Origin of the sequence: Streptomyces torulosus, assembly GCF_001419765.1 — a bacterium.
GTDB lineage: Bacteria > Actinomycetota > Actinomycetes > Streptomycetales > Streptomycetaceae > Streptomyces > Streptomyces torulosus.
Genome location: NZ_LIRK01000976.1, coordinates 1 through 2,322, shown reverse-complemented (window position 1 = coordinate 2,322; position 2,322 = coordinate 1). Strand labels below are relative to the sequence as shown.

Genomic DNA, 2,322 nt, shown 5'->3' with positions numbered 1-2,322 from the left:
GTCCAGCCCCGACCCGACCGCCCCGCCCGACAGAAAGGCACACATCGTGACCATGACCCCCGTGCAACCGGCCCGTCTGACCGTCACTCCGCTGGCCGGACACATCGGTGCCGAGATAGGCGGCGTGGACGCGGCCGCCCCCCTGGACGCGGCCACCGTCGCGGAACTGCGCCGGGCCCTGCTCCGTCACAAGGTCGTCTTCCTGAGGAACCAGCGGCTCGACTACGCGAGCCAGGCGGCCTTCGCCCGCGCCTTCGGCGACCTGACGCTCGGTCACCCCATCTACCGGGCTCCGGAGGACCGGCCCGAGGTCAGGGAGATCGACTCCCGGCAGGGCACCCGCGCCAACCACTGGCACACGGACCTCACGTTCGTCGACCGGCCGCCCGCGCTGGCCTTCCTGCACAACAAGATCGCCCCGCCCTTCGGCGGCGACACCATGTGGGCCGACACCGTGACCGCGTACGAGTCGCTGCCCGAGCCGCTGAGGGCGCTGGCCGACCGGCTGCGGGTCGTGCACAGCAACGACTCCGACTACACGGACGCCACGGTGGCGGCGCGCCGCGAGTACATCTCCACCCTCTTCGAGACCGAGCACCCGGCGGTCCACGTCCACCCGGAGACCGGCGAACGCGCCCTGCTGCTGGGCGGCTTCGCGCGCCGGGCGGTCGGGCTCTCCCCGCAGGCCTCGCGGGACGTACTGCGTGTCCTTCAGGAGTACGTCACCACGCCGGAGCACACGGTCCGCTGGCGGTGGAGCGAGGGCGACCTGGCGATCTGGGACAACCGGGCCACGCAGCACTACGCCGTGTTCGACTACGGCGACATGGACCGGCGTGCGGAGCGGTGCACCGTGACCGGCTCCGTCCCGGTGGGTGTCGACGGACGGCCGAGCACGGTGCTGACCGGCGACACCACGGCATACAGCGACGGCGTCTCCTGACGCCGTCGCCGGGTGATGAGGGGCGGTGTCAGCCGGCGGCGGCCGACACCGCCTCGTACAGTCCGTCGACGACGGCCGTGGCGCCCTCGTCGTCGATGACCAGGGGCGGTACGGCCATGACGGCCGCGCCGACCTGACGCAGCAGCAGCCCGTTCTCGCGGGCCCGGGCGAGGACGTCGGTCGCCAGCTCGGGCGCGGCGGTCTCGACGACCAGGATCAGGCCGAGTCCGCGGACGTCGACCACGCCCGGCGCGTCGGCCAGTGGTGCCAGCCGGCGGAGCAGGTCGGCGCCGAGCCGCTCCGCCCGCTCGGGCAGCCGCTGCCGCTCCAGGACGTCGAGGGTGGCCAGCGCCGCCGCGCAGGCCACCGCGTGGCCGGAGGTGGTGTGTCCGTAGCGGAGCCCGCCGATGACGGGGTCCCGGTCGAAGGTGTCGTGGACGCGCTGCCGTACGGTGACCGCCGCGATCGGCACATAGCCGCCGCTGAGGCCCTTGCTGCTGACGAGGATGTCCGGGGTGACGCCCTCGCGGAGCGTGGCGAACATGGCGCCGCAGCGGCCGTACGCGGTGAAGACCTCGTCGAGGATCAGCAGGGTGCCGGTGGCGTCGCACAGGGCGCGCAGCTCCCGCAGGAAACCGGGCGGCAGCATGACGGCGCCGCCGACGTTGAGGAACGGTTCGACGACGACGGCGGCCGGGAGGTCGTCGGGGTCGTGCCCGATGGCCCGCTCGAAGGCGGCGAGCAGGGCGGGCCGGGCGTCCGCGCGGCGCAGTTCCCGTGCTTCGAGGGGCAGTTCGACCCTGGTCACGGGGAGCGGCTCGGCGAGCAGATGACGGTTGCGGGGCAGCGTGGACAGGCTGCGGCTGAGGAGCGTGGCACCGTGGTAGGAGCGGGCGAAGGTGACCACCCGGGAGCGGGGACGGCCCAGGTGGGCCCAGTAGGACACGGCCATCATGAGGGCGGCGTCGAAGCCCTCGGAGCCACTGTTGACGAAGAGCGTCTTGGTCATGTCGGCCGGGAGGTGTCCGGCGAGGCGTTCGGCGAGCAGGCCGGCGGGGCGATGGCCGGCGACCGAGAGGTCGAAGTGGTGCAGCCGGGACGCCTGGTCGACGATGGCCCGCAGGACGTCGGGGTGGGCGTAGCCGCAGGTGGAGTTGAGCGCGGAGGCGTCGACGTAGGCGCGGCCGTCGATGTCCCACACCTGGTGGCCCGCTCCGTGCGAGACGGTCAGAGCGGAGCGGTCGGCGGCCAGGGGCGTCCATGTGTGCCAGACGTGCCGCCGGTCCCGCTCCCGCACGGCCTCACGGTCGACGTCGGGGGCCGTGGGGCGGGCGCCCGGCGCGGGTGCGGCGGGGCGGGCGCCCGGTGCGCCGGCCTGT

Annotated in this window: 2 protein-coding genes; one reads left to right on the top strand and one right to left on the bottom strand. The window is 73.9% G+C overall.

The window, feature by feature from the left end; translation table 11 throughout:
• Positions 1–943, top strand: a 943-nt coding sequence (locus AOK23_RS43275; RefSeq protein ID WP_338056576.1) for a TauD/TfdA dioxygenase family protein, incomplete at its 5' end; no start/stop codon positions are given.
• 28 nt (positions 944–971) lie between these two features.
• On the opposite strand, the gene AOK23_RS43270 is transcribed toward AOK23_RS43275, so the two are convergent.
• Positions 972–2,322 (bottom strand): aminotransferase family protein (locus AOK23_RS43270; protein WP_338056575.1); only part of this gene is annotated, 1,351 nt, incomplete at its 5' end.